This window comes from Phyllobacterium trifolii (assembly GCF_014192095.1).
In the GTDB taxonomy this organism is placed as follows: Bacteria; Pseudomonadota; Alphaproteobacteria; order Rhizobiales; family Rhizobiaceae; genus Phyllobacterium; species Phyllobacterium trifolii.
Genome location: NZ_JACHXN010000017.1, coordinates 81,350 through 100,221, shown reverse-complemented (window position 1 = coordinate 100,221; position 18,872 = coordinate 81,350). Strand labels below are relative to the sequence as shown.

General features: G+C 60.6%; 19 protein-coding genes and 2 pseudogenes. 12 read left to right on the top strand and 9 right to left on the bottom strand.

Annotated elements, in window-relative coordinates; genetic code table 11:
• The first annotated feature begins 146 nt into the window (after positions 1 to 146).
• Together FHS21_RS22145 and FHS21_RS22140 are read left to right on the top strand one after the other, a co-directional pair.
• The gene (locus FHS21_RS22145; RefSeq protein WP_112525400.1) at positions 147 to 821 is read left to right on the top strand and encodes a GntR family transcriptional regulator; all 675 of its coding nucleotides are present in this window, start codon (positions 147 to 149) and stop codon (positions 819 to 821) included.
• A gap of 61 nt (positions 822 to 882) precedes the next feature.
• Positions 883 to 999 (top strand): annotated as a pseudogene (locus tag FHS21_RS22140) (protease); the annotation flags it as partial.
• 71 nt (positions 1,000 to 1,070) lie between these two features.
• Here the strand turns inward: FHS21_RS22140 and FHS21_RS22135 are convergent.
• From FHS21_RS22135 to FHS21_RS22120, 4 genes are read right to left on the bottom strand one after another with little or no spacing between them, the layout of a single operon-like run.
• The gene (locus FHS21_RS22135) at positions 1,071 to 2,258 is read right to left on the bottom strand and encodes a M24 family metallopeptidase (protein WP_183663983.1); all 1,188 of its coding nucleotides are present in this window, start codon (positions 2,256 to 2,258) and stop codon (positions 1,071 to 1,073) included.
• A 34-nt stretch (positions 2,259 to 2,292) separates the two neighbouring features.
• Positions 2,293 to 2,706 carry a cupin domain-containing protein gene (locus FHS21_RS22130; protein ID WP_183663981.1) on the bottom strand — a complete coding sequence of 138 codons (414 nt, stop codon included), beginning with the start codon at positions 2,704 to 2,706 and terminating at the stop codon, positions 2,293 to 2,295.
• Positions 2,707 to 2,732: 26 nt separating this feature from the next.
• Positions 2,733 to 3,575: a phosphoenolpyruvate hydrolase family protein gene (locus FHS21_RS22125; RefSeq protein ID WP_112551827.1), complete on the bottom strand. Its 843-nt coding sequence runs from the start codon at positions 3,573 to 3,575 to the stop codon at positions 2,733 to 2,735.
• 12 nt (positions 3,576 to 3,587) lie between these two features.
• Positions 3,588 to 4,784: a Tm-1-like ATP-binding domain-containing protein gene (locus FHS21_RS22120; protein ID WP_112525392.1), complete on the bottom strand. Its 1,197-nt coding sequence runs from the start codon at positions 4,782 to 4,784 to the stop codon at positions 3,588 to 3,590.
• A gap of 99 nt (positions 4,785 to 4,883) precedes the next feature.
• Between FHS21_RS22120 and FHS21_RS22115 the strand changes: the two genes are divergently transcribed.
• The 7 genes from FHS21_RS22115 (at position 4,884) to FHS21_RS22085 (ending at position 11,608) form a co-directional block, all read left to right on the top strand.
• Positions 4,884 to 5,525 (top strand): TetR/AcrR family transcriptional regulator, encoded by a 642-nt coding sequence (locus tag FHS21_RS22115; RefSeq protein ID WP_162701802.1) that lies wholly within the window; start codon positions 4,884 to 4,886, stop codon positions 5,523 to 5,525.
• A gap of 368 nt (positions 5,526 to 5,893) precedes the next feature.
• Positions 5,894 to 7,204, top strand: coding sequence for an ABC transporter substrate-binding protein (locus tag FHS21_RS22110; RefSeq protein WP_112525388.1), 1,311 nt, complete (start codon positions 5,894 to 5,896; stop codon positions 7,202 to 7,204).
• A 155-nt stretch (positions 7,205 to 7,359) separates the two neighbouring features.
• Positions 7,360 to 8,265 (top strand): carbohydrate ABC transporter permease, encoded by a 906-nt coding sequence (locus tag FHS21_RS22105; protein ID WP_112525386.1) that lies wholly within the window; start codon positions 7,360 to 7,362, stop codon positions 8,263 to 8,265.
• A 1-nt stretch (position 8,266) separates the two neighbouring features.
• Entirely contained in the window at positions 8,267 to 9,226 is a 960-nt protein-coding gene (locus tag FHS21_RS22100; protein WP_112525384.1) for a carbohydrate ABC transporter permease, read from the top strand.
• Positions 9,223 to 9,426, top strand: coding sequence for a hypothetical protein (locus FHS21_RS22095; protein ID WP_112525382.1), 204 nt, complete (start codon positions 9,223 to 9,225; stop codon positions 9,424 to 9,426). The genes FHS21_RS22100 and FHS21_RS22095 overlap by 4 nt, the downstream gene beginning before the upstream one ends.
• A complete protein-coding gene (locus tag FHS21_RS22090) occupies positions 9,423 to 10,532 on the top strand; it encodes an ABC transporter ATP-binding protein (protein WP_183663979.1) in 1,110 nt (369 codons plus the stop codon). The genes FHS21_RS22095 and FHS21_RS22090 overlap by 4 nt, the downstream gene beginning before the upstream one ends.
• Positions 10,532 to 11,608, top strand: a complete 1,077-nt coding sequence (locus FHS21_RS22085) for an ABC transporter ATP-binding protein (RefSeq protein ID WP_112525378.1) — start codon at positions 10,532 to 10,534, stop codon at positions 11,606 to 11,608. The genes FHS21_RS22090 and FHS21_RS22085 overlap by 1 nt, the downstream gene beginning before the upstream one ends.
• Positions 11,609 to 11,642: 34 nt before the next feature.
• Here the strand turns inward: FHS21_RS22085 and FHS21_RS22080 are convergent, their stop codons facing one another.
• Genes FHS21_RS22080 through FHS21_RS22065 form a run of 4 tightly spaced genes read right to left on the bottom strand, consistent with a single transcriptional unit; the run spans position 11,643 to position 15,450 of the window.
• On the bottom strand, positions 11,643 to 12,617 hold the full coding sequence (locus FHS21_RS22080; protein ID WP_183663977.1) for an NAD(P)-dependent oxidoreductase: 975 nt from the start codon (positions 12,615 to 12,617) through the stop codon (positions 11,643 to 11,645).
• Between the two features lie 22 nt (positions 12,618 to 12,639).
• Positions 12,640 to 13,338 carry a FadR/GntR family transcriptional regulator gene (locus tag FHS21_RS22075; protein ID WP_162701801.1) on the bottom strand — a complete coding sequence of 233 codons (699 nt, stop codon included), beginning with the start codon at positions 13,336 to 13,338 and terminating at the stop codon, positions 12,640 to 12,642.
• Entirely contained in the window at positions 13,335 to 14,504 is a 1,170-nt protein-coding gene (locus tag FHS21_RS22070; RefSeq protein WP_183663975.1) for a mandelate racemase/muconate lactonizing enzyme family protein, read from the bottom strand. Before FHS21_RS22070 ends, FHS21_RS22075 begins: the two co-directional genes overlap by 4 nt.
• Before the next feature lie 58 nt (positions 14,505 to 14,562).
• Positions 14,563 to 15,450, bottom strand: coding sequence for a sugar phosphate isomerase/epimerase family protein (locus FHS21_RS22065; protein ID WP_183663973.1), 888 nt, complete (start codon positions 15,448 to 15,450; stop codon positions 14,563 to 14,565).
• Between the two features lie 346 nt (positions 15,451 to 15,796).
• Between FHS21_RS22065 and FHS21_RS22060 the strand changes: the two genes are divergently transcribed.
• The 3 genes and pseudogenes from FHS21_RS22060 to FHS21_RS31590 form a co-directional block, all read left to right on the top strand.
• Complete coding sequence (locus tag FHS21_RS22060) at positions 15,797 to 16,648, top strand: sugar phosphate isomerase/epimerase family protein (RefSeq protein ID WP_112525368.1); 852 nt, start codon at positions 15,797 to 15,799, stop codon at positions 16,646 to 16,648.
• Positions 16,649 to 16,866: 218 nt separating this feature from the next.
• Positions 16,867 to 17,103 carry a hypothetical protein gene (locus FHS21_RS31595; protein WP_183664023.1) on the top strand — a complete coding sequence of 79 codons (237 nt, stop codon included), beginning with the start codon at positions 16,867 to 16,869 and terminating at the stop codon, positions 17,101 to 17,103.
• A pseudogene (locus FHS21_RS31590) lies at positions 16,988 to 17,245 on the top strand (hypothetical protein); the annotation flags it as partial. The gene FHS21_RS31595 and the pseudogene FHS21_RS31590, both read left to right, overlap by 116 nt.
• 84 nt (positions 17,246 to 17,329) lie before the next feature.
• On the opposite strand, the gene FHS21_RS22050 reads toward FHS21_RS31590, so the two are convergent.
• The gene (locus FHS21_RS22050; RefSeq protein WP_183664017.1) at positions 17,330 to 18,568 is read right to left on the bottom strand and encodes an adenylate/guanylate cyclase domain-containing protein; all 1,239 of its coding nucleotides are present in this window, start codon (positions 18,566 to 18,568) and stop codon (positions 17,330 to 17,332) included.
• Between the last annotated feature and the right edge of the window lie 304 nt (positions 18,569 to 18,872).

Here is an 18,872-nt window from a genome sequence, read left to right as displayed (position 1 = left end):
CCACGGATGCTCGCTGTGGCAAGATTGTAATGTTCGAATGTTTTGCGCTATCTGGACTTCTTAAATAAGTGTTCAGATGAACGCCTGTCACACAAGCTGCCAGGGCTGGATTGAGCGAAACGAAAAAAGGAAACACCTTGTTGGATATGAATTTTGGACCAGTGTCTTCGCGCACCACGATTCAGGATGGCGTCTACCAGCAATTGCGACAGGCTTTGATGAATGGTCAGTTCAATCCGGCTCAAAGTCTGACGATTGCAGGTCTGGCTGAAACCTTCGGCACAAGCAACATGCCGGTGCGCGAGGCTTTGCGCCGCCTGGCGGCGGAAAATGCCCTCGAAATCGCGTCCAATGGTTCAGCCCGCGTGCCAGTAGTAACGGCTGCGAGACTCGACGACCTTTGCCGCGCCCGCATTGCCGTCGAAGCTCTGGCGACCGAACTTGGAGCTCCCCGCCTGACGTCCGCGGATCTCGATGTGCTGAAGGGCATTGTTTCCGAACAAAGGGAAATCGGTCGCCAGAAAAATATTTACGCGCTCATCACCAAGAACCAGCAGTTCCACTTTACCATCTATCGGGCTTCCGGATCGGACGTTCTCATCCAGCTCATCGAAACGCTGTGGCTGCGTTTCGGTCCTTACATGCGTATGCTATCAACGCATGTGGCGCCGCAGATAAGAACCGGCGAATCCGAACCATCCGGGCGACACATGGCCATTGTCGAGGCGCTTCAAAACAGGGATTTTGCCCGCGCACGCGATGAACTCATAGCTGATATCACGACAACCCAGGACGTGTTGCGCCCGCTCTGTCCGGAATAATCGCGGGGCTGGGGTCAGCCTCGCAACGGACGTGTCAAGGCCGGTAACTTCTCTGGTGTTCACTCCGACCGAGGCCCATGTCGATGGCACGATGGTTTCCGCAAAGGGCTGGACGGCGCTCGCCGCCTTCATCCGCGAATGTTTGAAGGTGCTGGGAACGCAGATCCGCCACACCTGAGCCGAGCCATGAGCGCAAGCGACCCGATCTCCGAAGGTCGCCGAGTCCCCGATATGCCGAAAGTCGATCGACTAAAGGCCGCCGCGATTCCAGCCGCGGCCGCGGTCGCCGAACATCTCATAGCCGGTATCGGTGATGGCGAGCGTATCCTCCAGCTTGATGAAGCCGCGCTTGGGGTGAAGCATCGTCGTCTCGACCGAGATCACCATGCCGGCTTCCAGCGGCCGGTGGGCATCGATGCCCTCATAGGCGACGGGGTGGTTCGTCATGAGAAACGGCGCTTCGTGGCTGATGAGGCCCATGCCGTGGCAGAAGAAGTCGGTGAAAGCCGCCGACGGCGAGGCCTTGAGCACGGCTTCGGCTGCCTCGATCATTTCACCGCCCGCAGGCCCTGCCCTCACCTTGGCGAAAGCCGCCTGCTGGATGGACGCCACCTCGGCCAGAAGGTCCTCAAGCTCCGCATCCGGCTCACCGAGCACAGCCATGCGGCAGAGGTCACCGATATAGCCGTGATAGTTACCGCCGGAATCGATCGACAGCACCTCGCCCTCGGCCCAGGCCTGCGGCGAGGCTGCGCGGTTGTGGCTGGATCCCAGCGTAAGCAGGCAGTACTCGAAATGCAGGCCGCGGTTCGTTTCCTCGCGCCGCAGTTGCTCGATGATCTGCTTCTTCGTCGAGCCCGCGCGGACCGCCGAGATCGTAGCCAGCATCGCGCCGGTGATCAGTTCGGAGGCGCTCCTCAGCTTTGCCAGTTCATCCGGCGTCTTGACGGCCCTCAGCCGCTCCAAAGCATGCGTGGCATCGGCGAACCGCGCGCCCTCCAGCCGCGAGGCAAGAAGATCGCGGGCGTCGGAAGGCAGGAAGGCCGGCTCGATGCCGATGCGCCCGCCGGCCTTGCCGATCTTCTTCAGGTGCTCGACGGCGAGCCCGGCGGCATCCAGCGTGCCCCAGGTTGCCGTATGCACGGCGGGCGTCCAGAACGGATTGTTCTGGTGCTCTGCGCCCTCCATGCGGTTGCCCACATAGGCCGAGTGGTCCGGCGCGCCCTTCTCGTAGATTACCATTGGCAGATATCGGCTATGGCCGATCGCATCCATGACGGCGAAGAAGATGAACTTGTAGCCGCCCATCAGATATTGCGTATTGTGCTTAGAGGTGGCGACGATGACATCAATGCCTGCCTCCTCCATGAGCCCGTCGAGCTTGGCCGTATCGAACGGCGGCACGGTGGACCTTGTTTCCCCTGGATTGATGTTCAACGGTTTTCCTCCCAGAAAATGTGTGGCCCCGGCTTCAGGAGCCCGGCGGCAACAGGCGGAAGTCCGGCAGCTCGCGAAGCGCAAGCTCCGGCCCCGCCGGCGAATAGACGACGAAGAGCTGCATCGGATCATGGCCAGTATTCTTCGTCGAATGAAAGCGGCTTTCCGGAACATAAATGGTGCAGCCGGGGCCCACTTTCGCCGTGATCGGATTGCCGTTCTCGTCCTCAACCATCTGTTCGCCCTCGCCGGAGATGACGAAGATGATTTCCTCCGCACCCGGGTGATTGTGGCGGGCATGGCTCTCGCCACCCGGCAGGTCGACGACACCACCAGAAAAACGCCCGGCGCCGTTGACCTCCGGCGCCACCGTCAGCGATAGTTTGCCCCAGTCGAAACCGAAGGCGGTCACATCCTGCGGATAGTTGAAGTAGTTGGTCTTTGCCATGAGATGGTCTCCTCCCGTGCCTCTCGTCAGCCGGCCGGGCCGATGGCGAGCGCCTTGAAATCTTCCGTCTGCTTGCGGATCGCCGCCTCGGCCGGCAGGCGCTCCATCGAGCTTGCGCCGTAAAAGCCGTGGCAGCCAGGGCAACGCTCCAGGATGTAGCGCGCGTCCTCCGGCATTGATATCGGGCCGCCGTGGCAGAGCACGATGACGTCGTCGCGCAAAGAGCGCGCCGCCTTGGCGATTGCCGTGATCTCATAGACGCAGTCATCAAGCGATTTGCCGGAGGTTGCGCCTATCGTGCCGCCGGTCGTCACCCCCATATGCGCCACGACGATGTCGGCGCCGGCACCCGTCATGGCGGTCGCCTCGCTCTCATTGAATACATAGGGCGTCGTCAGCAGATCCAGCCCGTGGGCCATGGCGATCATCTCGACCTCCAGAGCGTAGCCCATGCCAGTCTCCTCGAAACTCTGCCGTATCCGGCCGTCGAACAGGCCGATTGTGGGGAAGTTCTGGACGCCGGAAAAGCCCATTGCCTTCAGTTCTGCGAGGAAGCGCGGCATCAGCACGAAGGGATCCGTGCCGTTGACGCCGGCAAGCACCGGCGTCTTTTTCACAACGGGCAGCACTTCGAGCGCCATGTCCTTCACGATCTCGTTGGCATTGCCATAGGCAAGCAGGCCGGCCGCTGAACCGCGCCCCGCCATGCGGTAGCGCCCCGAGTTGTAGATAATGATGAGGTCGATGCCGCCAGCCTCCTCCGCCTTGGCGGAGATGCCCGTACCGGCGCCGCCGCCGACAATTGGCACGCCGGCTGCGATCATGCCGTGGAATTTTTCGAGAATGGCTTTGCGAGGTATGGCTGGCATCGATTCTGTCTTTCAGGGCTTGGCGATGTCACGGTAGGCTGCAACGGCGGCCTCTGCGAATTGCGGGTCGTTGATATGGAGCGGCAGGCGGACGATACGTCGAGCCGCCGTCGGCTTCACCGTCGCCTCGAGCGCGGCAAAGAGCGCGACGTCGGCTTGCGGATCGAAGAATGCACCGCCTTCGACGTCGAGGGCCGAGACACCTTTCTCGGGAATGAGGAAGCGTACAGGGCCGTGGCAAAGATTGAGCTTCTCGCCAATCCAGCGCCCAATCTGCGCACATTCCGCCGACGTCGTGCGCATCAGGGTGATGTTCGGGTTGTGGCGGTAGAATAGCCGGCCAGCATAGCGCTCCGGGATCGTCTCCGGCGCCCAGAAGTTCACCATGTCGAGCGCGCCGACGGAGCCGACATAGGGCAAGCCCGAGCGAGCAATCGCGCCAAGACGGTCCGGGGTGGCAGGCAGGACGCCGCCGAAAAGCAGGTCGCAGACCTCGGTCGTCGTGATGTCGAGCACGCCCGAGACAAGCCCGCTGTCGGCAAGCTTCTCCATTGTACGCCCGCCCGTGCCGGTGGCGTGGAAAACCAGGCAGTCGTAGTCCGCCCTGAGGCGCTCGACCATGGCGGTTACGGCAGACGTCGTTACCCCGAACATGGTAAGCCCGAGGGCCGGTTTTGATGCCGTCAGCTCAGCGGGCCGGCTGGTCATGGCCGTGATCGCCTGGGCCGCGTTGTGCAGAATGACCCGGCTGAGCCGGTTCAGACCCGCCATGTCAGTCACCGATGGCATCATCACGATGTCGGAAACGTCCACATAGGGAGCGACGTCGCCGGACGCGAGCGTCGAGACCATGATCTTTGGCAGGCCGAGCCGCAATTGGCGCATGCCCGCGGTGATGATCGAAGTGCCCCCGCCGCCACCGATCCCGATGATGCCGGCAATATCCTCGCGCGCAACGAGGAAGCTGGAGAAGGCAATGCCCATCGCCTCGACCGCTTTGCCGCGGTCGTCGCAGGCAAGTACGGCTCCAACGCCCTCGGGATGGCAGGCCGCAACCGTCTCGGCATTTATATCGACCTCGGTCGCAGGCTCGCGTGTGCCGACATCGACGCGCACAACGCTCCCGCCCGCCGTCTTGATGCAAGCGGCCAGATAGGCAAGCTCCTCGCCCTTCGTATCGGCCGTGCCGACGACGTAAATCCGCTTCATTTCTCCTCCGCGACCGGGTGAATTCCCTCGCAGTGATATCAAGGTTTGGGCCAGGCCATCGACCCTTGCAAATTTATGAGACGAGCGTATCATAAAGATATGTCTGTCTCACGTCAACAGAACGAAACCGCCAGTCGCGCCGAGCGGGGCCCGCGTGCCCGCACGCGGAAACTGATGCTCGATACCGCAACACGGCTCATGCAATCCGGCATTACTCCCTCGGTAAGCGAAGTTGCCGAGGCTGCCGAAGTTTCGCGCGCAACGGCCTACCGTTACTTTCCAAGCCAGGCCGCGCTCGTGCATGCCGTGGTGGGCGAGGCCCTGGGGCCTATACTCGACTGGTCGTCCGACAGTCCCGATGCACGCACCCGGGTTGCCGATCTGCTGGCGACCGCGATGCCGCGCATCGACGAGTTCGAGGCTACCTTCAAGGCGGCGCTGAAGCTTTCGCTGGACCAGTGGGTGCAGCGCCAGGCCGGCACGCTCGGCAATGAGCCGCTGTTCACACGCGGCCACCGCGTCGATCTGCTGAAGTGCGCGACTGCGCCTCTGCAGGGGACCGTGACGCCCGAATCCCGCGAACGCCTCGCACAGGCGCTCTCGCTTGTCTTCGGCGTCGAGGTGCTGATCGTGTTGAAAGATATCTGGGGACTGACCTCCGCACGCGCGCAGGCCGTTGCCGAATGGGCGGCCAAGGCGCTTGTTGACGCCGCGATACGGCAGGCGGAGAGCGAGGCATGACATCGGCGACCCCTCGCATTGAAGCGATATCTGGTTTTACCAGTTTAATCGATATCCTTTTTGGTTCGTCGACCAAGACCGGTGATGGCGGATCAGACTTATCCGGCAAGAACGCGTCAAGGAACGCTTTATATTGGGCGATATAGAAAATTTTGAGACGGGTTTTGGCGCAAGGCCGGCCAAAGTTACTCTTGACGATAGTGAAATTTGGTACTACCAGATTAGGGAAAAATAGTTCAGGCTTCAGATCTGAAACGGAGCTAAGGGTCGGGGCGAACCCCCACACGAACACCACCCAGGAGGATCGGAAAGCCGGATCGGAAGGCCCGCGATGAAGCGGGAAACGTGCATAAATGGGAGGAAACGTTATGCGCAAAACTATGACCGGTCTCTTGGCCGGGATCGGCTTGATGTGGGCCTGCGGATCATCCGCACAGGCCCAGGAACTAACGATCTTCTGGGCCGAGTGGGACCCGGCAAATTACCTTCAGGAGCTCGCGAATGAATATGAGGCTCAAACCGGCGTGAAGGTCACTGTCGAGACCACGCCGTGGGCCGACTTCCAGACCAAGGCTTTCACTGAGTTCAATGCCAAAGGCTCGGCCTATGACATGGTCGTGGGCGACAGCCAGTGGATCGGTGCAGCGTCAGAAGCCGGACATTACGTCGATCTCACCGACTTCTTCAACAAGCACAAACTGAACGAAGTCATGGCGCCGGCAACGGTGAAATACTACGCCGAGTATCCGTCGAACTCGAAAAAATACTGGTCGATCCCGGCCGAAGGTGACGCCGTCGGCTGGTCCTACCGCAAGGACTGGTTCGAAGACCCCAAGGAGATGGAAGCGTTCAAGGCCAAATACGGTTACGACCTCGCCCCGCCGAAGACATGGGCCGAGATGCGTGACATCGCGGAGTTTTTCCACCGCCCGGGCGAGAAGCGCTACGGCATAGCGATATACACCGACAACTCTTATGACGGCCTCGTCATGGGCGTTGAGAACGCGATGTTCTCCTATGGCGGCGAACTCGGCGACTATCAGAGCTACAAGGTCGACGGCATCATCAATTCCGAGAAGAACGTCAAGGCGCTCGAGATGTATCGCGAGCTCTATGGCTTCACGCCTCCGGGTTGGGCCAAGACTTTTTTCGTCGAGAACAACCAGGCGATCACCGAGAACCTGGCAGCGATGAGCATGAACTACTTCGCCTTCTTCCCGGCACTGGTAAACGAGGCGTCTAACCCAAACGCCAAGGTTACCGGCTTCTTTGCCAATCCGGCAGGTCCCGGCGGCGAGCAGTTCGCAGCGCTTGGCGGCCAGGGCATATCGGTCATCTCCTACTCTGACAACCAGGAAGAGGCGATGAAATTCCTCGAATGGTTTATCAAGGACGAGACCCAGAAGCGCTGGGCCGAACTCGGGGGCTACACGGCAAGCGCCAAGGTGCTTGAATCGCCGGAATTCCAGAATGCGACGCCCTATAACAAGGCCTTCTACGAGACCATGTTTAAGGTGAAGGACTTCTGGGCGACCCCGGAATATGCCGAACTGCTGATCCAAATGAATCAGCGCATTTATCCCTTCGTCACCGCCGGCCAAGGCACGGCGAAGGAAGCGCTCGACTCCCTGGCCGCGGACTGGAAAGCCACCTTCGATAAATACGGACGCAACAAGTAGCGCCCTGCGGAGGGGGGCCCCTGCCCCCTTCCTTTTCATCCTGCACCTCTGCGCCGAAGTGCGCGGTTCGAGCGGGCGTGGCGCGCCGACATTAACTTCGCGCATCGTGATGCTCTTCCGGCATCCGGCGCCGAACTCTCGGAGGAGGAGAAGTATTGGCCACCGCAGTCATGACATCGCTGGATACGAAATCGCGGTCCGCATCCCGCGGCATGAGCGACATCCGGATCCGCAATCTGTTCATCATTCCGACGATCCTGTTCCTGATCGTCTTCAACATCTTTCCGCTGATCTATTCGCTCGGCTATTCCTTTACCGACTTCCGTGCCTCGTCGAACGCGCCGGCCAATTTCGTCGGCCTGCAGAACTATCGCGCGCTGCTGAACGACCCCTTCATCTGGTTGAACTTCGCTATCACCGCGAAATATGTGATCATCTCTGTGACGGGGCAGGTGATCGTTGGTTTCGGCACCGCGATGCTGCTCAACCGCGACATTCCGCTGAAGGGTCTGCTTACGACCCTGCTGCTGCTGCCGATGATGCTCTCGATGGCCGTGGTCGGCCTCTTCTGGAAGCTGCTCTACGATCCGTCCTTCGGCATCATCAACTACACATTCGGTCTCGGCTCCTTCGAGTGGCTGTCAAATCCGGACATGGCGCTCTATGCGGTCGCAATCACTGACATCTGGATGTGGTCGCCCTTCGTGATGCTGCTATCGCTTGCCGGCCTCTCGGCCGTGCCAAAGCATCTCTACGAGGCAGCGGCGATCGACCGGGCGGGGCCGTTCTACACCTTCTTCCGCATTACGCTGCCGCTGGTGGCGCCGATCCTGATGATCGCGATCATCTTCCGTACCATGGAAGCCTTCAAGACCTTCGACCTCGCCTACATCCTGACCAGCCAACCGACGACCGAGGTGATCTCGATCCGGCTCTACAAGATGGCCTTCCAGGAATGGCAGACGGGACGCTCCTGCGCGCTTGCCTACATCGTGCTCATCATGGTGCTCGCCATCACCAACATCTACGTCAAGTACCTCAACAAGGTGAAGGAGCGCTGAGATGGCTGCCGTCCAAACCCGCTCTGAACGCGCGCTAAACCGGATAGCGATCGCCGCCGTACTGGTCATCACGCTGATCTTCTTGGCGCCAATCTACTGGATCACCGCGACGGCTTTCAAGCCGCGCAACCTCGCCACCACCATTCCGCCGACCGTGCTCTTCGAGCCGGAAATCTCGCCCTTCGTGAAGCTCTTCACCAAGCGCTCGCAACTGCGCGAAGCGCCGGCCCCGGAAGAATATGCCGCCGCCCCCTGGTGGGAGCGCATGGTGTTCGACGGCGGCGAGAAGATCGTCCGCTCCGGCCGGGGCGAGGTGCAGCCCTCCGGCTATCCAAATCGCTTCATGAACTCGCTGATCGTCGCCATCACGTCGACGGTGCTGGCCGTTGGCATGGGAACCTTCACGGCCTACGGCTTCTCGCGTTTCAGGGTGAAGGGAGAGGCGGACCTTCTCTTCTTCATCCTCTCGACGCGCATGCTGCCGCCCGTCGTCGTGGCGATCCCGATGTTCCTCATGTATCGCGTCGTCGGCCTCAACGACACACATTGGGGCCTCATCATCCTCTATACCGCCTTCAATCTCTCCTTTTCAGTTTGGCTGATGAAGGGCTTCATCGACGAAATCCCCAAGGAATATGAAGAGGCGGCACTCGTCGATGGCTACACTCGGATGCAGGCCTTCTTCAAGATCGTCATCCCGGAAGCCGCCACCGGCATCGCCGCCACCGCCGTCTTCTGCTTCATCACGGCCTGGAACGAATATGCATTTGCGCTGATCATGACCAACCGGCGCGCGCAGACCGCGCCGCCCTTCATCCCGAGCCAGGTCGGCTCCGGCCTGCCGGACTGGACGGTGATAGCCGCCGGCACGTTCCTGTTCCTTTTACCGGTCGCCATCTTCACCTTCCTGCTCAGGAACCACCTCCTGCGTGGTATGAGCTTCGGAGCGATCCGCAAATGAACTTCCGCGCCCTCAATCAGAAATATCTCGAACCCGGTTCGCAGTACCTGATGATCTTCGGCATCATCGCGCTCTGCCAACCCTGGAACCTGTTTCTCCACCGCTACGGCATGACGATGACGCTCGTCGGACTGATCGCCTTCATGGTGACGACCAAGATCCCGCGGGACGATCAACCAGACGAAGGCAGCCATTCATGACGCAGATCGAACTTCGCGGCATCCAGAAATATTTCGGTGCCGTCCAGGTCATCAAGGACCTTAATCTCGCCATCGCCGACAACGAATTCATCGTGCTGCTTGGTCAATCCGGCTGCGGCAAGACGACGACATTGCGTGCCGTCGCAGGCCTCGAGACCATCGATGAAGGCGACATCCTGATCGACGGTCAGCCGGTGCAGCATATCAAGGCATCCGACCGGGACATAGCCATGGTGTTCCAATCTTTCTCGCTCTATCCGCACATGACAGTCTACGAGAATATCGCCTTTCCGCTCCGCGCCACCCGGATGGGCCGGAACGATGTCGATACGTCGGTGCGCGAGATCGCCGGCGTGCTGCGCATCACCGGGCTGCTGGCACGCAAGCCTTCGGCTCTATCGGGCGGCGATATGCAGCGTGTTGCGATCGGCCGTGCGCTCGTGCGACGGCCAAAGGCCATGCTGATGGACGAGCCGATAGGTGCGCTGGACGCGAAGTTACGCGAAGAGATGCGGGCGGAAATCAAGCGTTTGCATATCAAGCAGGGCTCGACCACCATCTACGTGACCCACGACCAGGTGGAGGCCATGTCGCTCGCAGACCGCATCGTCATCATGCATGAGGGCATTCTCCAGCAGGTCGGCTCGCCGGACGAGGTCTACTCGCACCCCGCCAACATGTTCGTCGCCCAGTTCGTCGGAAGCCCGGTGATGAACATGGCCCAGGCGATCGTCAGCGAAACGGGCGGCCATGCCAGCGTGCAGGTCGGCGGTCAGGCAAAGGGCTTCGAGTTTCCGGCTGCCCTTGCCAATCGCCTTTCGGACGCGAGGGCCGAGAACGGCAAGCTGACGCTCGGCGTCCGGCCCGAGGGCGTTCTGATCTCGCGCCAGGCCCGCGAAGGCTTCATGCCGGTCGAGGCGCATATCATCGAGCCGCTCGGCTCGCACGACATTGTCGACCTGAAGGTCGGCGACCAGATGATCAGGGCACGCACCAAGAGCGGTTTCGTGCCCGGTGCGGGTGAAGCTGTATGGGCGCGCATCGACCCCGTCCAGGCGCATTTTTTTAACACGGCTACCGGCTCGTCGCTCGGGATCAGACTCTGATGGCACACATCGAACTCAAGGGTATCACCAAGACCTTCGGCAACCACACGGCGCTGAAAAACCTGAACATCGACATCGCCGACGGCGAGTTCTTCGTGCTGCTCGGCCAGACCGGCGCCGGCAAGACGACGACGCTGCGCCTGATAGCCGGTCTCGAAAAGCCGACGGCAGGGCAGATATTCATCGACGGGCAGGACGTTGCGGACTGGGGTGCCGCCGAGCGCGATGTAGCCCTGGTGCTCCAGCAATATTCGCTCTATCCGCGCTATACGGTGCGGGAGAACCTGGAATTTCCATTGAAATCCCGCATCCGCCGCGTCGAACAAGCGGAGATCAAGGAACGCGTCGACCGGGTTGCGAAAACCCTGCGCATCGAGCACCTGCTCGACCGCAAGACTGACCGGCTGTCGGGCGGCGAGATGCAGCGCGTTTCGATCGGCCGGGCCATCGTGCGCAAGCCGCGCGTCTTTCTGATGGACGAACCGCTTTCGGCGCTCGACGCGAAGCTGCGCGAGGCGCTGCGGACCGAGCTGAAAAACCTGCAGATGAACCTCGGCGCGACTTTCCTGTTTGTCACACACGACCAGATCGAGGCCATGTCGATGGGCGACAAGATCGGCGTGCTGAACAACGGCCAACTCGTGCAGATGGGTACGCCGCAGGAAATCTATAGAAACCCGGTCAACACCTTCGTCGCGCGCGCGGTCGGGTCACCGCCGATGAACCTGATCGCCGGGACGCTTGCCGGCGGCGAGGCAGTGGCCAGCGAGGGCTACCGGCTGCCGTTCGGCTACGGTCACGGCATCGCCATGGACGGTCGCCCACTCACCTTCGGCATCCGCCCCGAGGACCTCTTCCTCGACAGCGGTGCGCCGGGGGAAGCACGGGTGCACGACGTTGAGAACCATGGCGTCGAAAAGATCGTGACGCTGCGCACCGGTGAGAAGTTCATCCACGCGACCGTGCCGGCGCAGACGGTGCTGCAGATCGAGGATACGGTGCGTTTTTCGTGGAATCCGGAGAAGGTCGTGCTGTTCGACAGCGGAAGCGGCGTCAGCCTGCGGCACGCGGGCTGAGCTCATAGTCCAAGATGTCGCGAAGGGCCCGCAGCTATGCCGGAAAGCGCCGGCGGTAGTGCACGACCACTTCGGGATTGCGCAGATTGACGGGCAGTTCGCCCCTCATGACGCGCAGGACTTCGCTTGCCGCGCCCGTTCCCATGCGCATCATGCTCTCGTCGGTAAGACCGGCGAGATGCGGAGTGACGATGACATTGTCGAAGCCGAAGTATGGATGGTCGAGCGGAAGGGGCTGAGTTGCGAAGACGTCGAGCGCGGCTCCGCCGATGCGGCCCTCGCCCAGCGCCTCGATCAGCGCCGCGTCATCGATCACCGGGCCGCGCGCGACGTTGACCAGAATGGCATCGGGCTTCATGCGGCTGATGCGCCCGGCATTGAGCAGGCCCGTCGTCTCCGACGTCAGCGGGCAGCAGAGCACGACGATGTCGGCTATCGCGACGAGGTCGTCGACCGGCAGGAAGCGCGCACCGTCCGGCACGCTTTCCGGCGACCGGCTCGTGGCGACCACCTCCAGGCCGAAACCGAACTTCGCGATCCGGAAAATCGCCTTGCCGACATTGCCCATGCCGACAATCCCCATGGCGCGGCCGCAAAGGTCCCTCGCCCCGTCCGACTGGCCACGCCCGGCAGCCCAGCCCTTCTGTCGCAGTTCCCGGTCCATCAGGCGGAAGCGCCGAAGCAGGGCCAGCGTCACGAGGAAGACGTGCTCGGCGACCGTCGACGCATTGACGGCCGGCACGTTGGCGACAAGCACGCCGGCGCGGTTCGCCGCATCCATCGGCACCATGTCGAGCCCGGCGCCATGGCGGATCGCAGCACGAAGCGCCGGCGCGTCCTCGAAGAAGGCCGGCGGGATCGGAGCGCGCACGACGACGATGCCGGCACCCCGCCCTTCTCGCAGCAACGTTTCGGGATCGGGCGCTGAGGCGACGCGCAGATCACCCGCAGCCTTAAGCATGGCCTCGGCCGCAGGATGCAGGGGATGTGTAGAAAAGATAAAGCTCATCGGCCCTCCCCGCCGGTTACGCCTATCCGGCGGCAGCCGCAGGCCCGCCGATGAGACCCTTCCAATAGCTTTCAGCACCCTGGAGATGCGCGTTCATCAACGCCTGGGCGAGATTGCCGTCGCGGGCACGCAGCGCCTCGTAGATACGGATATGTTCATCATGCGAGAGCCGGCTGCGTGCGGCGTCGCCAAAATAGATCGGCAGCCGCTGCTCGCCCATCATGTAGTAGACGCTGCACACGCGATAGAAGACGCTATTCTTGGTGGCTCGGACGATCTCCAAATGGAAATCCCGGTCCTCGCGCGCCAGCCCCTCGCCTGCCGCAAGCTTCGCCTCGGACGCGGCGAGTATGACGCTCAGGCGCTGGTAATTCTCTTCTGTCGCCCGCAGGCAGGCGAGTTCCGCGGCCTTTATCTCATGTATCTTGCGCAGTTCCACGGTCTCATAGATCAGGATCGGATCAAGCGGCACGCCGGCGCGGGCAAAAAGTGCCATGGCCTCTACGCTCGCCTCCGTGGTCGTCAGGTAGATTCCCGACTTGGCGCGGCGCTCGACGATGCGCATCGCCTCCAGGATCGCCAGCGCCTCGCGGATCTGGCCGCGGCTGACGCCGAAATGCTCCGCAAGCTCCCGCTCCGAAGGCGTGCGGCCGTTGCCGCTCGAAGTCGAGAAAAGATATGCCGCGAGATCGGAGAGGAGGGAATTTTTTTGCATCGTCACAGTCTTTGTGCGTGGGCCTCCAGGACCCTCTGATTGATGGTGAATCCCAGGCCGGGTCTATCAGGAATCTCTATCATACCATCCTTTACCGACACAGTGTCCTCGACAAGATCATGGATCATCGGATTGGCGCCGAGCGAATATTCGATGACGAAGCTTGCCGGGGAAGCCGCGCATAAGTGCAGGCCGGAGAAGAAACAGGGCGCACCGGCCCAAAGATGCGGTGCGAAACGGAGGTTGAAGGCGCTGGCGAGCGAACTGATGCGCATCGCCTCCGTAATGCCACCGCAGAAGGCCGGATCGGGCTGAAATATATCGGCCGCCCGCAGGATGGCAAGATCGCGAAAGGCAAACCGTGTCGCCTCGCTCTCGCCCGCAGCGATCGGCACGTTCCCCGCCGCGCGCACCTCCGCCATGCCCGGCTTGTCGTCGGCGATCACCGGTTCCTCGAACCAGGCGAGGTCGCAATCCGCCACCATCTGGATGAAGCGCTTCGCTTCGGCAACCGTATAGGTGCCGTGCGCGTCGACCATAAGGTCGACGTCGGGGCCAATCGCCTCGCGGGCCGCCCGCACCCGCGACGCCGAGACATGCGGTGCACGGTCCATCGCGCCGACCCGCATCTTGACCGATTTGAAACCGCCGGCCGCGATATAGGACTGGAGCTGTCCGCCGATCCGGTCCGCGCTCTCCCAACCACCTGAGGCATATGTGGGCAACCTGTCCGCCTTGCGACCACCCAGCAGTTTCCAGACAGGGACGCCGAGCGATTTGCCGAGAATGTCCCACAGCGCTATGTCGACCGCGCTGATAGCCGCGATGGACAGGCCGCGCCGCGCTATCTCGGGCATGGCGTGACCCGAAATCGCCGCCATCTCGTGGCGCACGCCATTGTAGAGCATCTCCCATATGCTGGAGATATCGGCAGGGTCACGGCCGACGAGCTTCGGCGCGACCTCGTGGTTCAGCATGTGGACCAGCGTGCCATAGGTGCCTGCACTGCCGGCGGCATTCTTCCCCTCTCCCCAGCCGACGATACCGTCAGTCGTTTCGATACGCAGGATCGCAGCATCGAAGGTCGTCAGCCTGCCAAAATCGCTGCGATGTTGGCGGCTCGCCGCTATGGGGATATTCACCCACCAGGCCTCTACGGTCTTGATACGCATGTGTCGGATCCCTCGCCCTCACGACCCGCGGGCCGCAGGGCAAATGCCTTTCCGTTGGTTACTTGATCAGCGGCAGGATCGTCTCGGCGGTTATCCGCATCTGATCATCGTAGAACTTCTCGGTGAGCAGGCTTGAGCCGTGGTCCTGGATGAACTTCAGTTGCTCCGGCGGGATATCGACGGGGTTGCGCTCCACCATATCCGGGTACTTCGCCGCTGGCGTGCGATCGACCGGAGCGACGAACTCGTTCGTTACCGCTCCATCATATCCGATCTCTTTAAGCGTGCCGATGATCTTTGGCCAGTCGAGCTGGCCAAGGCCGGCGGCGAAACGGTTGTTGTCGGCGACGTGGAAATCGAACAGGCGCTTTCCGGCGAGCCGGATCGCCTCATACATGTCTTCCTCCTCGATGTTCAGATGAAAAGCATCGAGACAGACCCCGCATTCGGGGCTGACGGCATCGGCGAGCGCCAACGCCTGGGCGGCACGGTTAAAGAAATAGGTCTCGAAACGGTTGAGCGGCTCGACGGCAATGCGTACGCCCTTCTTCCGGGCATGGGCAAAACATTCCTTGGTGGCCTCCACGACCCAGGTCCACTCTTCCTCCTCGGTCCCATCCGGCACCACCTTGCCCACGGTCGCCGGTACGAGGGTGACGATCTCGCCCTCGAGTTCGCCGACCATCGTGATGACGCTCTTGACATAGTCCACCGACCTGGCGCGTTGGCCTTCGTCCCGGGCGGCAAGGTTGCGTTCCCCGAGTGTCAGCGTGACGGCGCCCCAGCAGCGGATGCCGTATTCTTTCAGCAGTGCGCGCGTCTCCTTGACGTCGTACTGTGCCGGCTCGCCGGATATCTCGATGCTTTCGTAACCATATTTCTTGATCCGCCCCAGCGTGAGTGCGAGCGGTTCCGCCCGCATCCAGTTGTGTGTCGAAAGATGCATGAAGTCCTCCCAGGCTGTTTACAGCTTGCTCGAGCACCGTCGGCGGCAGTGACGGTCACCCTCTCGTCAGCCCACCGGCTGTCTTGAGCAACTGGTTTGGCCAATTCTTGTTATTTGAAAGCTCTAGCGTAATTTTTCATCCTATGCAAGATGGAGTCGAAAACGGCGATTTCTGTTACTATGCCATCGTTTAATGCTAATCTCTTGCTCTTGCGCGGATTTGCGGGCGATCGGAACCAGCGAATTGGCTTGACCATATTTTCATATTTGGTATTACCAGATAAAGCAAAAACTGCGCGTCGCTGGAAACGACGCGCAGGGCCCATAGCGCCAAAAAGGAGGACACGTGAAGATCGGCATGTGCATGTTCCTCTGGACGACCAGCGTCGGCCGGAAGCATGAAGGACTGTTGCGGGACATCAAGGACACGGGGTTTGACGGCGTCGAAATCCCGGTCTTTTCGGGCGCGCCAGACGACTACCGCCGGCTGGGGGATCTGCTGGAGCGGATCGGCTTGGAACGGACTGCCGTTTCCGCCATGGGCGACCCCTCGATGAACCTGATTGCCCCCGACTCCGCCACCCGTAGACGCGGCATCGACTACATGAAATGGGCAATCGACTGCAGCGATGCGCTCGGTGCCCCAATACTGAGCGGGCCGTTGCATTCAACGCTCGGCCATTTTTCCGGAAGCGGGCCGAGCGCGGTGGAACTCAAGCGCTCGATCTCCTCGCAACGCGCGATCGGCGATCACGCAGCAAAGCGCGGCGTCACGATCGGGCTCGAGGCGCTGAACCGCTTTGAATGCTATTTGTTCAACACGATGGACGCCCTTGCGGCCCATGTCGACGCAGTCGGGCATCCGAACATCCGCGCTATGTACGACACGTTCCACAGCAATATCGAGGAAGCCGATCCCATCGGCGCATTCACGCGAAACAGTGACCGCATCGTCCATGTCCACGTTTCGGAGAACGACCGCGGCGTACCGGGTCGCGGCAACATTTCCTGGGCGCAGACGTTCAGGGCACTGCGCGCGAGTGGCTACGACGGCTGGTTGACGATCGAGGCCTTCGGCCGCGCGTTAAAGGACCTTGCCGCCGCGACGAAGATCTGGCGCGACCTTTCCGAGACGCCGGAAGCGGTCTACCGTGAAGGCCACCGCCATATTCGCAATGGATGGGACGCGGCGGCATGAACGCAAGTTATCCCATCGATGTCTGATCTCGATCCGAGGATCGGCTTCACGACCGCGCCACCCAACGCCATGAAAAACCTTTGCAATCAACTCTGTATGCTTGACTGTACTTCAGGATCGAAGAAATCGACGCTCGCTCGATCGACAGCAAAGGCGACAGGTTCTCCACTTTTTCTGGCAAACGCGGTCCGACCCAGGCGATGATGCTCTGACCTGCGATGCCTGTCGTCAGCATTGTATCCGGCCCCGTCGGCTCGACGGGTGCCGATCACGTCATCGTCGATACCGAGGGACATTTCGCAGAGGAAGCCCTTTACCTGACCGGAGGTGAAGGCGTTCATGTTGTCTATGGCGGTTCAGGCTCCTCATTCGATTTGCTCCCTCGCTCCGTCGCGCCGGTACGTTCTGCTGGTACAGGCCGGTGCTCGGTGGGCCCGGTCCGCTGGACATCATGAGCCTGCCTGGAAGTATCGCGATCGGCTACGCGACCTTTTTCGACCACATCCACACGCGGAGCTGTTGCGCGCTCATACGCAACAGCTTTTCGACTGGATCAGCAACGGTTCGCTGAAGTTGACGATCGGTGGCGTCTATGCGCTTGCTGAAGCTGCTCGGGCGCATATCGACATGGAAGGCCGCGCCACAACCGGCAAGCTGCTGTGGATTCGACTTCGTCGCCTCCTAAGCTTCAATATTTTCTTTTTGGTCAGCGGGAATTCCAAATACACCGATTGGTTTTTCAAGGCCTTTAAGCGTATAGGACCCCAAGCTCTTTACCTGGGTTTTGATCCCGGCCAACTTCACGAACGCCTCTGAGAGCAGAACGGAATGTCCTATCTCCTTGGTAAGACTCTCGAGGCGTGATGCAATGTTAACGGCTGGCCCAATGACAGTGAAGTCAAGCCGCGATCGCGAGCCGATATTGCCGTACATTACATCTCCCACGTGAACACCGATGCCGTATGCTAGCGGTTCGCGCCCCGCTGCAGAATGCTCTTTATTCAATGCGGTGACCGCTGTTTGCGCCTCGCTGATCGCCTTGAGAAGATCGGCGCATGCTGTGGAATTGCTAAGCGGGAAAATCGCCAGAAGTCCGTCGCCCATGAATTTGAGAATTTCCCCGCCATGCTTCTCAATGGGCTCGGACATCGCGTCAAAATAGCCATTTAGAAGCTCGATCACGTCGTCGCGTGGCCAGGCGTCCGATATGGCAGTGAAATTGCGTAGATCGCAGATCAAAATCGCTGCTCCCACGGTCGATCCGCTGCCACGGCTGGTAGCGCCGGCGAGTATCTGTTCGCTCGCGTGTGGTCCAACATAGGTTTCTAACAACGTGCGCGCCAAACGGTTCTTGAGTCTGATCTCACTGACGAGAGCCAGCGCAGGCAGGACGTCAGCAAACAAGGCCAAGTGATCCTGGCTGAATCCTTGCGGCTTGTCGCTGACGAAGCTGACTACGTGCCGCTTGTCCTGAGTATGGATCAGCGGCCACGCAACATAATCCGTAAGGCCCTCGTTACCCAGCTGCCGCCAGAGTGGATAGCGCGAGGCGGCCTGGGAACCGTCATCGATACGTTGCCGCAACTCGCTTGCCCCCCTTCTGATCTCATATACCGGACTTTCAAGATATTCTGCAGTCTCTTCAACACCGTGTTCAAATGTGTCGATTTTCGCCTCCGTGATCCCCTTATGCCACAAGATTCGGGCACCGAACCATTGGGGATGCTGGATAGCAAAGTGGAGCGTTGCCCGGCCAAGGGGGACGCCGGCATCTAGTAGCCGCTCGCACATCTTTACAAATATGTTGTCAATGAAACGTTCGTTCTGGGTATCCATCATCAGCCAGTCGAGAACTTTTCTTCTTTTCGCCGGCCAGGCGCCGCTGTCATCCGGCGATGACAAATTTACCAAAGGCTGCATGACACACGCTCCATTGATCTGAGTCTGAAAGGAAAAACTTGTGTGTTTAACCACATCAAAAGTTCGGACTACATGTGGCTCCTCCAAGGTTCGATTATAAGGTGCTGACGGTGACAATGCGCAGAAAATGCCAAACGAATTGTTCGAAACGCCGCGTTCTTGGCGCTACAGTCATGACTTGAAGTCTAAGGAACGACATTCTTTCAACTCCCTCGGATTCGGAAAGCTGTTCAATCCAAAATGCGACAATAAACCTTCCTTTGAAAAGGCTGATAATGGCCGATTTGATTGGTACCAAAAAGTC

What these genes read in the sequence shown, in the direction of transcription:
- FHS21_RS22145 (WP_112525400.1), top strand. Translation starts at nt 147, where the DNA reads ATGAATTTTGGACCAGTGTCTTCGCGCACCACGATTCAGGATGGCGTC.
- FHS21_RS22130 (WP_183663981.1), bottom strand. Translation starts at nt 2,706, where the DNA reads ATGGCAAAGACCAACTACTTCAACTATCCGCAGGATGTGACCGCCTTC.
- FHS21_RS22125 (WP_112551827.1), bottom strand. Translation starts at nt 3,575, where the DNA reads ATGCCAGCCATACCTCGCAAAGCCATTCTCGAAAAATTCCACGGCATG.
- FHS21_RS22120 (WP_112525392.1), bottom strand. Translation starts at nt 4,784, where the DNA reads ATGAAGCGGATTTACGTCGTCGGCACGGCCGATACGAAGGGCGAGGAG.
- FHS21_RS22115 (WP_162701802.1), top strand. Translation starts at nt 4,884, where the DNA reads ATGTCTGTCTCACGTCAACAGAACGAAACCGCCAGTCGCGCCGAGCGG.
- FHS21_RS22110 (WP_112525388.1), top strand. Translation starts at nt 5,894, where the DNA reads ATGCGCAAAACTATGACCGGTCTCTTGGCCGGGATCGGCTTGATGTGG.
- FHS21_RS22100 (WP_112525384.1), top strand. Translation starts at nt 8,267, where the DNA reads ATGGCTGCCGTCCAAACCCGCTCTGAACGCGCGCTAAACCGGATAGCG.
- FHS21_RS22095 (WP_112525382.1), top strand. Translation starts at nt 9,223, where the DNA reads ATGAACTTCCGCGCCCTCAATCAGAAATATCTCGAACCCGGTTCGCAG.
- FHS21_RS22090 (WP_183663979.1), top strand. Translation starts at nt 9,423, where the DNA reads ATGACGCAGATCGAACTTCGCGGCATCCAGAAATATTTCGGTGCCGTC.
- FHS21_RS22085 (WP_112525378.1), top strand. Translation starts at nt 10,532, where the DNA reads ATGGCACACATCGAACTCAAGGGTATCACCAAGACCTTCGGCAACCAC.
- FHS21_RS22080 (WP_183663977.1), bottom strand. Translation starts at nt 12,617, where the DNA reads ATGAGCTTTATCTTTTCTACACATCCCCTGCATCCTGCGGCCGAGGCC.
- FHS21_RS22070 (WP_183663975.1), bottom strand. Translation starts at nt 14,504, where the DNA reads ATGCGTATCAAGACCGTAGAGGCCTGGTGGGTGAATATCCCCATAGCG.
- FHS21_RS22065 (WP_183663973.1), bottom strand. Translation starts at nt 15,450, where the DNA reads ATGCATCTTTCGACACACAACTGGATGCGGGCGGAACCGCTCGCACTC.
- FHS21_RS31595 (WP_183664023.1), top strand. Translation starts at nt 16,867, where the DNA reads ATGCCTGTCGTCAGCATTGTATCCGGCCCCGTCGGCTCGACGGGTGCC.
- FHS21_RS22050 (WP_183664017.1), bottom strand. Translation starts at nt 18,568, where the DNA reads ATGCAGCCTTTGGTAAATTTGTCATCGCCGGATGACAGCGGCGCCTGG.